Consider the following 11,963-nt stretch of genomic DNA (forward strand, 5'->3'; position numbering starts at 1 on the left):
GGGCAGCGTGGCTGCTGCCCGTCGGTTTCGACACGCGAACCACCACCGCCCTCCCGGAGCGGTGGAAAATCTCGCTATGGGACGTCCGCTCAGGTGGCAGTTCCGGCCGTGGGGCTCGAAGCCCGGCCGGGCCGCCGCCGAACGCCTGGACCTACCAGGACGCCTCCATCAGCGCCGAGTCGGCGCCGGTCTCAGATGTCGCTACCGATGCTCGGAACCCCCTTCAGCAGGGCCCGCACCTCGGCCTCGCGGTACCGGCGGTGCCCGCCCAGAGTCCGGATCGAGGTCAGCTTTCCGGCCTTCGCCCACCTGGTCACGGTCTTCGGGTCCACCCGAAACATCGTGGCAACTTCGGCGGGCGTCAGCAGCGGCTCGGCATCCGGCGTTCTCGTCGTCATTTGCGTTGGCCTCCCGTCACAGAGCGTCGCTCCGTCCCATACAGATCGTGCATCCTTCGGGGGCATTTCGGACATGGCACGTCAGGACCATCTGCTGACTAGTCACAGCTCGTCCGAAGCGGAGTGCAACGCTGCGCTAACAGGAGGCGCCGATCAGCTGGCGGATTCCCGTGACTGCAGGGGTCTCCACCTGATCAGCACGCGTTCGTACGCCTCGACCGCAAGGTCTGTTCGCCCTCGGCGTAACGCACTGACCGCTTCGACGATGTCCTCGACCGAGGTGTCCCGCCGAAGCATGTCGTCGTCGAGCAGGTCAACTAGTCCGTCGTAGTCCAGTTCAACCCTGCTCTGTGGATGGAAGGACCCCAGCCAACGGGCCAGCTCGGCGACGCCCTCGATCGCGGGGACGTTCGCGGTCCCCGACCGGAGGGTCTCCATCGCTTCCACCGCGCGACCGACCCGGCGGCGGGCGAGGCTCATCGTCGTCCGGTAGATCATGGAACGGTCGGCGTTGTCGCCGGTGATCAGTGCACGCTCGGCCGGGTCGAACAGCACGAACCAGGTCGGCGGCACCATCCAGGTACAGGTCTGGACATGCAGTTTGATCTCGGGCCGGCGCGCCTTCCACCGATCGAGCTCGACCTCGGCCGGGTCCGCCAGCCGGCGCGGCAGGAACGCCTCGGCGACCCGCTCCGGCATCTGCCCACGGAACTCCCTGGCCGCCTGCCACACACGCAGCTGCGTCGACCACGGGCAGACGAACATCAGTCCGTCCACCCACTGGATGAACGCGGACTCGTCGGCGACGTCCAGCGACGGCCGGACGGTGGCCACCAGCGCCACCACCCGTTCGCGCCGGGCACCCGCACGGCTCGAGGGCGGGCCGGACGCGGCGTAGCGCTGCCACCGCACCCGGTCGGAGGGCGGGAAGGCCGCCAGTGGCTCGTAGATCCGCAGGTACGCCGCGGGCGAGACGACGGGCACCCTAGAACCCGGCATGGGCGGGAGTGGCTGCCGGCACGGCGGCCACCGGACCGGTCGCCCGCCGGCAGGGCACCGGTACGGGTGCTGACATGCCCCTGGATGCTGGCATGCCTCCGATCCTGGCACGGACCAGGGGCGGGACGGGCCGGACGGCGGTGAGAGGTCCGGCATCTCGCCGGCCCGGCCCCGGTGGACCGTTTCCGGCCGGGTGCCGCCCGCCCACCGAAAGGCCACTGCCCTGGCGCGGACGGGGGGTGGCCGCGTGCGCGCGCTGCGCGCCCGTGCGGCGGGAGGCGATGCGGGAGGCCCGTATGTTCGGCCGGGAACGGCTGACGGAGCCCGCGGCCCGCGCCCTGCCCGCGCCCCCTCCGCGGCCCGCACCCGCACCGCCCGCGGAGAGGAGAGGCAGCCATGTCATCGGAGGTCGACACGCCCACGGTGGCCTCATCGGTGTTCGGCGCCGGCGCGGAGCACGAGCAGGTGATGTTCTGCTCCGATCAGGCCAGTGGCCTGCGCGCCATCATCGCGGTCTACTCGACCGCGCTCGGGCCGGCGCTCGGCGGCACCCGGTTCCACGCCTATCCGGACGAGGCGTCCGCACTCGCCGACGCCCTCGCGCTCTCCCGTGCGATGGCCTACAAGGCCGCCTGCGCCGGCCTGGATCTCGGCGGCGGCAAGGCGGTCATCCTCGGCGACCCGTCCCGTGACAAGAGCGAGGCGTTGCTGCGGGCCTACGGGCGGTTCGTCGCCTCCCTCGGCGGCCGGTACATCACCGCCTGCGACGTGGGTACCTACGTCGAGGACATGGACGTGGTGGCCCGTGAGACCCGCTGGGCGACAGGCCGGTCGCCCGCCCACGGCGGCTCGGGAGACTCGGGCGTGCTCACCGCCTACGGCGTCTTCCAGGGCATGCGCGCCTGCGCCCGGCACCGATGGGGGACGCCGGAGCTGACCGGCCGCCGGGTCGCCGTCAGCGGGGTCGGCAAGGTCGGTCAACGCCTCGTGGAGCACCTGGTGGACGCCGGGGCGGCAGTTCTGGTCGGCGACACCGATCCGGCCGCCGTACGGCGCGTCCTGGCGCGGCATCCCGAGGTTCGGGCGGTCACCGACCCCGGGGAGCTGATCCGGGCGGACGTCGACATCTACGCCCCCTGCGCGCTGGGCGGCGTGCTGACCCCCGACGTCGTGCCGCAGATGCGGGCGGGGATCGTCTGCGGCGGCGCCAACAACCAGCTCGCCGACCCCGGGGTCGCCAAGGTGCTCGCCGACGCGGGCGTGCTGTACGCGCCGGACTTCGTGGTCAACGCGGGTGGCCTCATCCAGGTCGCCGACGAGATCGAGGGGTACTCCCCGGAACGGGCCAGGGCACGCGCCGGCCGGATCTTCGACACGACCGGGGATGTTCTCCGGCTGGCGGAGGCTGAGGGCGTCACGCCGGAGGTCGCCGCGGGCCGGTTCGCCCGGCGTCGGATGGCCGATATCGGCCGTCTGCGGGGCATCCTCGTCCCCGACCGGCAGCTCCCGTGACCGGGCGGGGCGCCCACGGCCACCGGCGCCGCGCCGGGCGCCCCGCCGCGATCAGGAGAGCGTGACGATGAGCACATCCATGGCCCCACCGAGGGCCGGCGTGCCCGCTGTCAGGGGGTCCCGGGGGCGCCGTGGAGCCTCCGGGGATCTTCTTTCTGTTGTCCGACGACAGGTAACTGTCGGGTTGGCGTGCCGAGTGGGCTGCGATCCCTGTAGTCTCGGGAAGCACGAGACAGTGAGAGCACCGGGGCGGGTCCCCGTCGTCATGTTCGAGGGGGTCGAGCCATGGGGCGCGGCCGAGCGAAGGCCAAGCAGACGAAAGTCGCCCGCGAGCTCAAGTACAACTCGCCCAGTATGGATCTCGACCGGTTGAAGGCGGATCTGGGCGCGGGTACACCATCGCGGGAGACCGAGAGCGACGAACCGTACTCGGATGACGAATACGGTTACGACTCATACCTGGACGATGAGGACGAGCACCGCTCATCCCGCTGAGTCCGGGGCCGCCCCGGCCGATGCCGCCCTTCCGGGTGACACCGGGTGGGCAGGCCATGGCCGCCTGGCTTCAGGTGGCCATGGGTGTCGGAGGTCGAGTCCGGTACGCCCGTCTTGTACGGGCACACCGGGCCTCGAAACTGATCTGGGTGGAACTGTCGGTGTCGCGGTCTAGAGTTCCGAAGGTCAGGATCTTTCCGGCCGAGGAGGCTCCCACGGCAATGACCTGCGACCATTCACCATGGGTTGCGGGGGGCGGTTCGGATCCGCGCGCGCGCGGCGCCCGCACAACGGCGGGGCGGCACGTGACGCGAGAGGTCGTGTCCCGCCGATCCCGACAGGCCGGCCTCCCGGGCCGCGCGCCATGTTGTTCTCTGTCAGTGGTAGGCGCCGACGAGACGCGCCGAACCGCTCTGCGGCTTTCCACCATCGGGCTGGGCCTCGATGCCGCCCGCGATCCAGGCGGCCACCCCCCGATCCGTCAACAGGCGCACCACCGCCGCCGCGTCGTCGGCGGCGACCACTGCGACCATTCCAACGCCCTGGTTGAACGTGGCCTCCATGTCGGCTTCACTGACGTCGCCGCGCTCGGCGAGGAAGCCGAACACCGCGGGCGGGCGCCAGGTGGAGCGTTCCACCGTGGCGACCGCGCCGGGTGGGATCACCCGGGCCAGGTTCGCCGCGAGCCCGCCACCGGTGATGTGGGCGAAGGCATGCACCTCCGCGGCCGCGTTCACGGCAAGACAGTCCCGGGCGTAGATCCGGGTCGGCGCGAGCAGTGCCTGCCCGACAGTGCCGCCCAGGGCTTCCTCGTACCCGGCCAGAAGCTCCCGGCCCGCGGCGGAGACGCCTCCGGGCTGGTCAGGCTCAACCGGACCGAACAGGATGTGCCGTACCAGCGAGAAGCCGTTGGAGTGGAGACCGGATGACGCCATCGCGACCACCACGTCCCCCGGCCGGACCAGCTCCGGCCCGAGCACGGCGTCGGCCTCGACGACCCCGACCCCCGTCGCGGCCAGGTCGTAGTCGTCGCTTCCCATGAGGCCGGGGTGCTCGGCGGTCTCACCGCCCACCAGCGCACAGCCCGCCTGCTCGCAGCCGGAGGCGATCCCGGAGACGATCGAGGCGATCCGGCCGGGTTCGAGGGAGCCGCAGGCGATGTAGTCGAGCAGGAACAGCGGCTCCGCACCGCACACCACAAGGTCGTCGACCACCATGGCGACCAGGTCGATGCCCACCGTGTCGTGGGTGTCCATCGCCCTGGCAACGGCGATCTTCGTGCCGACGCCGTCCGTGGACGATGCCAGCAGCGGGCGGCGGTACCGGGCGACGTCCAGCGCGAACAGGCCCGCGAAACCGCCGAGCGAGCCGACCACCTCAGGGCGGGTCGCCCGCGCGACGTGCTGGCGCATCAGCTGCACGGCCCGGTCACCGGCCTCGACGTCGACCCCGGCGTCCCGGTAGGAGACCGAGCGCGCCGAACCGCCGGCCCCATCGGTGACGGCGCCGGTCACAGGGAACCTCCGGTTGTCCGGGTCGGTACGAGCGGCACCGGCTCGATGTCGGCGTCGTGGCTGTCCGGTGACGGGTCGGCCCCGTTCATGCCAAGTGTCACCCGCGCCCGCACCGCCTGGGCGATGACCTCTTCCGTGGTCGCCGGGCCGAACGACTCAAGCCGGTGCTTGCCCAGCTTGTCCGCATCGGCCAGCGGAACAGGGTAGATGCCGTCGAAGCAGGCCCGGCACAGCGCGTCGGCGGGCTGCTCGGAGGCCTCGACCAGCTCCTCGAGCGAGACGTAGGCCAGCGAGTCCGCGCCGAGCGACTCGCGGATCTCCTCCACACCGCTGCCGCTGGCGATCAGCTCGGACCGGGTGGCGAAGTCGATGCCGTAGAAACAGGGCCACCGCACCGGCGGCGAGGAGATGCGGACGTGCACCTCGGTCGCCCCCGCCTCGCGCAGCATCCGGATCAGCGCCCGTTGGGTGTTGCCGCGCACGATCGAGTCGTCCACGACGACAAGACGCCGGCCTTCGATGACATCCCGCAGCGGGTTGAGCTTGAGCCGGATCCCCCGCTGACGGATCGTCTGCGACGGCTGGATGAACGTCCGCCCCACATAGGAGTTCTTGACCAGCCCCTCCCCGAAGGGGATGCCGGACGCCTCCGCGAACCCGACCGCCGCCGGCACCCCGGACTGCGGCACCGGGATCACCAGGTCTGCCTCGGCGGGTGCCTCCCGCGCCAGCCGCCGCCCCACCTCGACCCTGGTCGCGTGCACCGACCGGCCGCCGATCGTCGTGTCGGGCCGGGCGAGGTAGACGTACTCGAACAGACAGACATGCCGATCCGCCTCGGCGAACCGCAGTGAGCGCGGGCCCGCGGCGTCGATGATCACCAGTTCGCCGGGCTCGATCTCGCGGACGAACCGGGCGCCCACGATGTCCAGCGCGGCCGTCTCGCTGGCGACGATCCAGGCACCCTCCGGCCGGTCCTCGAGCTGCCCCAGGACCAGCGGGTGGATGCCGTGCGGGTCACGCGCCGCGTACAGCGTCGACGCGTCGGCGAAAGCCAGCGAGAACGCCCCCTGCAGCCGGGGCAGGACCGCGAGCGCGGCGTCGACAAGAGTGGGCCCCGGATGCTCCGCCAGCATCGCCGTGATCAGGTCCGAGTCGGTGGTCGCCCCGAGACCGCCCGCGCGCTCGTGGAGCGAGCTGGCAAGCTCGACGATGTTCGTCAGGTTCCCGTTGTGGCCGAGGGCGATCGGCCCGCCGAATCCGGCCGTCCGGTACGACGGTTGTGCGTTCTCCCAGGTGGACGAGCCGGTCGTCGAATACCGGGTGTGGCCGACGGCGACATGCCCCGAAAGACTCGACAACGTGATCTCGTCGAAGACCTGGGCCACCAGGCCCAGCTCCTTGAAGACGACAACCGTGCGCCCGTCGCCGACGGCGATGCCGGCGGCTTCCTGGCCACGGTGCTGAAGTGCGTAAAGGCCGTAGTAGGTGAGGTTTGCCACGTCCTCGCCCGGAGCCCACACCCCGAACACGCCGCAGGCGTCGCGCGGGCCCGGATCGTCGTCGAGAAGCTCGGGCGGCAGCGGGCCGACACGCCCCGAACCGCCGCGGCGGGAGCCGCCGCGCAACTCGGGCGGGTGGGCCGAGGTCGACTCCGGGCAGGCTGCGGAGTCGTCGCTGTCTGCGACGTGTGGCACCAGGTCTCCTAGATGAGGTCAGGGTGACCGAGATGTCGGGAGGAACGGGTCGGGTTCACGGCGGATGTCGTACTACCCCGGGCGCACATGACAACGCTCACATCAACTGACAGCCACGAGAAGCGTCGCGGACCACCCGACGTTCACGCCCGCCCTCGACTCCCCACATAACCAACGCTAGCAGCGGTGACGCCGATCAGCCGGTCGAGCACGATCTCCGGCCCCGACCCACGAGGAAATCACAGCGAAAGCACGACAAAAGCCAACGCGCGGCTCCGGTGGCGGCCCCACTGGTTACTCAGGCAGCTGCGGCAGCGGTGGGCTCAGCGGCAGGAGCGAGCGGAGGTCGGCGCGTTCCCCGCTGGCCCGGATGCGGCCGTCGGCCACCGCCTCCTCCCAGCCGAGACGGCCCGTCGCGACCAGGACGAAGGCCGACGGCTCGACCTCGACCACGTTCGGCGGGGTGCCCCGCGTGTGCCGCGGGCCCTCGACGATCTGCACCGCCGCGAAGGGCGGCACCCGCAGCTCGACCGCGTGCCCCGGGGCGCGCTGCGCGAGCAGCGCCGTGATCAGGCGGACTGTCGTGCGCAACGCGGCGCGGACCGGCGTCGCTCCCAGCCCCAGGCCGAGCACCACCGCCTCCGCGACCGCGCCGGCCCTGACGTCCCCCGACCCCGACCCTGGCTCCGGCTCCGGCTCGGGGTCCGGCTCGGGGTCCGGCTCCGGGTCCGGGTCCGGGTCGGTCGGACCAGCGGAGCTGGCCAGGCCGGCAGTGCCAGTCAGGCCGGCGGCCGCGGCTGCGACCGCGTTCCGGAACTCGGCCCGGATCCCGGCGGGCTGCCCGCCGGGCGGATCCGCAGGCCGCCGCCCGGTCTCGGGAGCGCCGTCCTCCCGGGGAGGGGACGCCGGTAGTCCGCGTACCGCCCGGTCGAGCGCGAGCACGCGGCTGGTGGCCTGGGTGATCAGGTCGGCCATGGTCAGCCCGGGGGTTGCCGCCGGCCCGGCGACCTGCTCGTCGGACAGCAGGTCCACATGGTCGGCGACGGCCGTCCACTGGTCGACGAGTGTGCGGGCGAGGTCCGGATCGGCGCTCGCCGACCGCGCCCGGCCGCCCGTCAGGCGTCGCCCGCCTGCCCCGCCCCGCCCCGTGGAGCGGCTCCGCCCGGCCGGGCCACGCCGGTTTCCGCCCCCTCGTCCCGTTCCCCGACCACCGCCGGCCATCGGACCACCCCTCCCCGCGTTCATGCCGTCTGCCGGCGCTCGCCTGCCCGGCGCCGATGGTAGGCACCCTCCCGGCGCGGCCCGCCGGCCACAGACCAGGATGGGCCCGTGGTTGTGACCCCGTTCGGCACCGCGACGCTGCGCGCACGCGTCCTCGAGGCGTGGACCGCGTCCCCCAGCCGCTTCCGGGAGGATGCGAACGCCGAGGAGGACGCTGCCCTCGGCGCGTACCGGGACCGCCTGCTGGTCGAGCTCATCCAGAACGCGGTTGACGCGGCCACCGCCGCCGGGATGCCCGCCAGGGTCCGCGTCAGCCTGAGCCCCGGGCTGCTGGAGGTCGCGAACACCGGCGCGCCGCTGACCGCGGCCGGGGTGGAGGCGTTGTCGACTCTGCGCGCCTCGGCCAAGCGCGACGTCGAGGCCGTCGGGCGGTTCGGTGCCGGCTTCGCCGCCGTGCTCGCGGTGACGGACACGCCATCGATCCTGTCCAGATCTCCCCGGATCGACGGTGGCCCGGACGCCTGGCGTGGTGTCGGCTGGTCACGAAGCCGCACCGCCGAGCTGGTCCGCGAAACGGACGCGACCGCGCTGCACGGGGAGCTCGACCGGAGGGCGGGGGCGGTGCCCGTGCTGCGCCTTCCCTTCGATCTCGCCGAAGTCGCCGAAGCCACCAGTCTCATCGACGTCCCGGACGGGCCTGCCGGGTACGACACCGTGGTCCGGCTGCCGCTGCGGGACGAGGCCGCGCAGGCGACAGCCCGCGCCCTGATCGCCGCCTTCGATCCCACTCTCCCGCTGGTCCTGCGTGGCCTCGAGGAGATCGTCATCGAGGTGGACGGCGCCACCCGCGTCCACCGCTGCACCTGGGAACCCACCCGTCCGGGCCCGGACGGATCCGATCTCGAGGTAGCCACCGTGGACGGCCTGCGGTGGCGCGGGTGCGTGCTCCGCGGCGGCATCCCCGCCGAGCTGCTCGCGGACCGCCCTGTCGAGGAGCGGGGGCGCACGGGGTACACGGCCCGGGCGATGGTTCCGGACGGCGGCTGGCCCGCCGGTGCCCCACAGGTCGTCCGCGCCCCCCAGCCCACCGACGAGGCGGTCGGCATCCCCGCGCTGATCAGCGTCGATCTGCCGCTGGACCCCTCTCGCCGGCACACCGTCCCCGGCCCGCTGCGGGACTGGCTCACGGACCGTCTCGCCGCGGCCGTGGCCGCGCTCGCGGTCCATCTCGGCACCGCCGGTTCGGACCCCGGCCCGGATCCGCTCGCGGTTCTGGATCTCGTCCCCACCGGCCTGCCGCGCGGCGAGGTGGACGGCCGGCTCCGTGACCGCCTGCTCGCGCTCCTGCCGGAGGCCCCGTTCCTGCCCGGTGGCCGGGTGGGCCGGGACTGCGTCGTCCTGGATCTGGGACCCGCCACCGACACCGTCACCGCCGTGCTGCGCACCGGCAGCGACGGCCCGGGCACCGCCACCGCCCGGGATGACCGAGCCGGCGATGACGCCAGAGCCGCCCACGACGACGGAGCCGGCGAGGACGAGGAGGTCGTCGTCGACGGTCTGCTGCCGGCCGAGTTCGCGGTCCGCCGGCGGCGACCGGCGCTCGACCTGCTCGGCGTCCGGCGGTTGGACACCAGCGGGGTCGTGGAGGTGCTCCGCGGCGTGCACCGGACGCCGTCATGGTGGGCGGGCCTGTACCCGCTGCTGCTCACCGCACCGGATCGGGACGCACTCGGCGCACTGCCCATCCCGGTGGTGGACGTGCCCGACCTCGACGATCTCACGGGTGCCTCGGCCTTCGGGGAGCCCGACCCGGCCGGCACCGGCCCCGGCCGGGTCACCCCAGGGTCAGGGAGCGGGGAGGACTCGCCGGACGCGACGACGACACCCCCCAGCCGGATGGTGACCGGGCCACGCGGCGCGCTGCTCCCCACCCCCGAGCTGGACGTCGTCGCCCTCGCCCGCTCGGGCCTGCCACTGCGCGTCGTCCATCCCGATGCCTGCACGGATGCCGCGCGCGACGCGCTGCGCACGCTGGGTTCGGCGGACGGCACCCCGGCCGGGGTCCTGCGAGACCCCGCGGTGCGGGAGGCCGTCACCCGATCGGACCCCGACGACGATCCCGACGAGCTCCACGCACTGGCCACCGGCGTGCTGGCGCTGGTCCGCGGCGCGCTCGCGGCGGGCTTCCATGACGCCGATGGCGACAGCGTTGACGGCGTTCGCGACGACGCGGAGCCGGGCGCCCCCGGCGTGGAGCCGGAAGGCTTCGGGCCCGGGCGGGTGAGTGTCCCGTCGTGGCTGTCCGGGCTGCTGCTCCCCGAACTGGGCGGTGGTTTCGCTCCGGCCGCCGAACTGGTCGTCGCGGACGGGCAGCTCGACCTGCTGCTGGCCGACGACGCCCCGTTCGGGACCCTCGCCCCCCGCTACGGCGAGGCCTGGCCGGGCGAGGTCCTGGAAGCCGTCGGCGTCCTGCGTACGTTCGGCGTGCTCCGCGCGAGAGATGTCACCCTCGACCCCGACGAGCCTGTCCTGCTCGAGCTGGATGACAGCGACACCTGGGTGGAGGAGGTCTACGAGTCCTCCGAACGGGCCACGGGCGGCCCAGGGGCTCCGACGCCCCAGGGAGCACCAGCCGTTCCGGGCGCACCGGTGGTTCTCGGGCGGTTCGCGGCCGTCCGTGACCTCGAGCTCGTCGACTCCGGCGCCTGGCCCGACGCACTCGCCGAACTGGCGCGCCCACCGCTGCGGGGGGTCGTGCTCGGCCCCGAGCCGTCCTACACCCGCTGGTGGCTGGCACGGCACGCCCTGCTCCCGACAGACGACGGTTCGGACACCTGGCTACCGCCACGGGAACTGGTCCTGCCCGGCGCCGACCCTCTCCTCACCGGGCTGTTCGCGCCAGCGGCGCCGTTGCCCGGGGTGGACGAGGAGTTCCTGCGCCAGCTCGGCTGCCGTCTCACCCTGGATGACGTCCTCACCGACCCCGAGGCCGTGGTCGACCTCCTCGACCGTCTGGGCGATGCCGACCGCGAGATCGGCTGGCCCGCGGCGCGGACCCTTTACATGGCGGCGGTCAGCGCCGCCGGGCTGCTGGGGTCCGAACCGGGGGGTGCGGGCCCGCTACTGGACCCGCCACTGACCGTGCGCACCCCCATCGGGGTGTTCCGTTCCGGCGAGGTCGCGGTGATCGATGCCCCCGACCTGCTGGCCGCGTTCGACGCGGACGACCCGATCCTGCGGATCCCGCTGGACCGGGCCGCCGAGGCCGCGCATGTGCTCGGGCTGCGGCTGGCGTCCGACCTGGACGAGTTCCGCGTGCTCGACGGCGACCCGGTGACCCGGACGGTGATGGTCGCCGCGAGCCGGGTCGTGCTCGATCAGCAGGCCGTGCCCGATCAGACCGCCGCGGACGGATCCGCCGGCGCGCCCGACACCGGCACCGACACGGATCTGGCAGCCGTCCCCGGCGCCGCCAGGCCGCTGACCGCGACCTACCGCGTGCACCCGCAGCTGTGGATCAGCGGCCCTGACGGGCAGCGAACCCGGGTGTCCTGGCGGGTGGTCGGCGGCATCGGTGGCGAGATCCATGTCGATGCCCAGGCCGGCACGGACGCGCTCGCCCGGGCGCTGGCCTGGCAGGCGGGCCAGTGGGAGCGGCGGCACGGCCTCGCCGCGGCCCTGCGCGACCCCGACGGCGCCCAGCTGCGCCAGGCCGAGGACGACCTCGACGACCGTTGACGAGGCACCGGTCTCGGCCAAACGGCAGGCAGCAGGCAGCAGGCGACGGCCGACGGCCGACGGGGTCACGGGATCAGGCGGCGCCGGGCGGCTCGCCCGCTGCGCGCAGGCGCCGTCGGCGGCGCACCACCACCCACAGACCCAGCAACCCGAGCCCGAAGCCGACCGCTGCCGTCGCGATCCACCAGAGCCGGCCGTCCGCGCGCAGGTCGTCGGTGAAGGGCAGCATCACCAGCAGGGCGACCAGCCACACCACGGTGCCGACGGCGACCGAGCGGACGCCGTCATACGGCAGTGGGCGCAGCTCCTCGGGGCGCGGGCTGGCCGCGTCCGGCAGGGGTGTGCTCATCACCGGCGACGCTACCGCGCCCACGGTCCCGACGGGCGGG

9 protein-coding genes are annotated in these 11,963 nt (G+C 73.4%); 3 read left to right on the forward strand and 6 right to left on the reverse strand.

Annotated elements, in window-relative coordinates:
• Positions 1 to 191 precede the first annotated feature (191 nt).
• Together bldC and AB1460_RS13800 are read right to left on the reverse strand one after the other, a co-directional pair.
• On the reverse strand, positions 192 to 398 hold the full coding sequence (gene bldC, locus AB1460_RS13795) for a developmental transcriptional regulator BldC (protein WP_006540950.1): 207 nt from the start codon (positions 396 to 398) through the stop codon (positions 192 to 194).
• A 153-nt stretch (positions 399 to 551) separates the two neighbouring features.
• The gene (locus AB1460_RS13800) at positions 552 to 1,382 is read right to left on the reverse strand and encodes a hypothetical protein (RefSeq protein WP_368961569.1); all 831 of its coding nucleotides are present in this window, start codon (positions 1,380 to 1,382) and stop codon (positions 552 to 554) included.
• Positions 1,383 to 1,793: 411 nt separating this feature from the next.
• On the opposite strand from AB1460_RS13800, the gene AB1460_RS13805 reads away from it, so the two are divergent.
• Positions 1,794 to 2,909, forward strand: coding sequence for a Leu/Phe/Val dehydrogenase (locus AB1460_RS13805; RefSeq protein WP_368961571.1), 1,116 nt, complete (start codon positions 1,794 to 1,796; stop codon positions 2,907 to 2,909).
• A gap of 285 nt (positions 2,910 to 3,194) precedes the next feature.
• Positions 3,195 to 3,404 carry a DUF3073 domain-containing protein gene (locus AB1460_RS13810; RefSeq protein ID WP_018636798.1) on the forward strand — a complete coding sequence of 70 codons (210 nt, stop codon included), beginning with the start codon at positions 3,195 to 3,197 and terminating at the stop codon, positions 3,402 to 3,404.
• A gap of 377 nt (positions 3,405 to 3,781) precedes the next feature.
• Here AB1460_RS13810 and purM read toward each other — a convergent pair whose 3' ends face one another.
• From purM to AB1460_RS13825, 3 genes are all read right to left on the reverse strand, one after another.
• Positions 3,782 to 4,918, reverse strand: a complete 1,137-nt coding sequence (gene purM / locus AB1460_RS13815) for a phosphoribosylformylglycinamidine cyclo-ligase (protein ID WP_368961572.1) — start codon at positions 4,916 to 4,918, stop codon at positions 3,782 to 3,784.
• Complete coding sequence (gene purF, locus AB1460_RS13820) at positions 4,915 to 6,615, reverse strand: amidophosphoribosyltransferase (RefSeq protein ID WP_368961573.1); 1,701 nt, start codon at positions 6,613 to 6,615, stop codon at positions 4,915 to 4,917. The genes purM and purF overlap by 4 nt, the downstream gene beginning before the upstream one ends.
• Before the next feature lie 294 nt (positions 6,616 to 6,909).
• A complete protein-coding gene (locus AB1460_RS13825; RefSeq protein ID WP_368961574.1) occupies positions 6,910 to 7,836 on the reverse strand; it encodes a sterol carrier family protein in 927 nt (308 codons plus the stop codon).
• Positions 7,837 to 7,944: 108 nt separating this feature from the next.
• On the opposite strand from AB1460_RS13825, the gene AB1460_RS13830 reads away from it, so the two are divergent.
• Positions 7,945 to 11,574 carry a sacsin N-terminal ATP-binding-like domain-containing protein gene (locus AB1460_RS13830; RefSeq protein WP_368961575.1) on the forward strand — a complete coding sequence of 1,210 codons (3,630 nt, stop codon included), beginning with the start codon at positions 7,945 to 7,947 and terminating at the stop codon, positions 11,572 to 11,574.
• Positions 11,575 to 11,647: 73 nt separating this feature from the next.
• Here AB1460_RS13830 and AB1460_RS13835 read toward each other — a convergent pair whose 3' ends face one another.
• A complete protein-coding gene (locus AB1460_RS13835) occupies positions 11,648 to 11,923 on the reverse strand; it encodes a DUF2530 domain-containing protein (RefSeq protein WP_368961576.1) in 276 nt (91 codons plus the stop codon).
• Positions 11,924 to 11,963: the final 40 nt, after the last annotated feature.

Source organism: Parafrankia sp. FMc2 (genome assembly GCF_041008525.1).
Classification (GTDB): Bacteria; Actinomycetota; Actinomycetes; order Frankiales; family Frankiaceae; genus Parafrankia.

Bases quoted from the DNA above. Each gene is read 5' to 3' on its own strand.
- AB1460_RS13835 (WP_368961576.1), bottom strand. From the start codon at position 11,923: ATGAGCACACCCCTGCCGGACGCGGCCAGCCCGCGCCCCGAGGAGCTG.
- bldC (WP_006540950.1), bottom strand. From the start codon at position 398: ATGACGACGAGAACGCCGGATGCCGAGCCGCTGCTGACGCCCGCCGAA.
- AB1460_RS13805 (WP_368961571.1), top strand. From the start codon at position 1,794: ATGTCATCGGAGGTCGACACGCCCACGGTGGCCTCATCGGTGTTCGGC.
- AB1460_RS13825 (WP_368961574.1), bottom strand. From the start codon at position 7,836: ATGGCCGGCGGTGGTCGGGGAACGGGACGAGGGGGCGGAAACCGGCGT.
- AB1460_RS13810 (WP_018636798.1), top strand. From the start codon at position 3,195: ATGGGGCGCGGCCGAGCGAAGGCCAAGCAGACGAAAGTCGCCCGCGAG.